Raw genomic sequence first — 1,008 nt, forward strand, 5'->3', positions numbered from 1 at the left:
TGGGCGCGGCGCAGGAGCCGCCGGCGAGCGTGCATCCGGCGCAATGGCCGGCGCTGAAGCCGCCGATCCCGCGCGACGCCCGGCTCGAGGCGCGGATCCAGGCGCTGCTGGCGAAGATGAGCGTGGAGGAGAAGGTCGGCCAGATCGTCCAGGCCGACATCAACAGCGCCACGCCCGAGGACGTGCGCAAATACCACATCGGTTCGGTATTGGCCGGCGGCAATTCCGAGCCTGGCGGCATCTCCGAGCCGGGCGGCAACTACGCCGCGCCGCCGCAGGAATGGCTGGACATCGCCGACAAGTTCTATAAAGCCTCGATGGACGACAGCGACGGCAAGGTCGCGATCCCGATCATTTTCGGCATCGACGCCGTGCACGGGCACAACAACCTGATCGGCGCGACCTTGTTCCCGCACAACGTCGGCTTGGGCGCGATGCGCAATCCGGCGCTGATCCGCCGCATCGGCGAGGCCACCGCGGCCGAAGTGCGCAGCACCGGCATGGAGTGGACCTTCGCCCCGACCCTGACCGTGCCGCGCGACGACCGCTGGGGCCGCACGTATGAAGGTTACTCGGAAGACCCGCGGCTGGTGGCCAGCTACGCCGCGGCGGCGATCGAGGGACTGCAGGGCAAGCTCGGCAGCAAGCAGTTCCTCGACGGCGCGCACGTGATCGCCTCGGCCAAGCACTTCCTCGCCGACGGCGGCACCTTCGAGGGCCGCGACCAGGGCGATGCGAAGATCAGCGAGAAGCAGCTGCGCGAAATCCACGGCGCCGGCTATCCGCCGGCGCTCAAGGCCGGCGCGCAGACCGTGATGGCCTCGTTCTCGAGCTGGAACGGCGCCAAGATGCACGGCAACCACGCGCTGCTGACCGATGTGCTGAAAGGCCGCATGGGCTTCGACGGCTTCGTGGTCGGCGACTGGAACGCGCACGGCCAGCTCACCGGCTGCAGCAACGAGAACTGCGCGGCCGCGTTCAACGCCGGCGTGGACATGCTGATGGCGC

The 1,008-nt window shown here is 68.9% G+C and carries 1 protein-coding gene; it reads left to right on the forward strand.

The features are described 5' to 3' along the window. On the forward strand, positions 1-1,008 hold a 1,008-nt coding region (locus AC07DW_RS34685; RefSeq protein WP_478861561.1), incomplete at both ends, for a glycoside hydrolase family 3 protein.

It is taken from the genome of Streptomyces sp. NPDC045701, assembly GCF_056432045.1.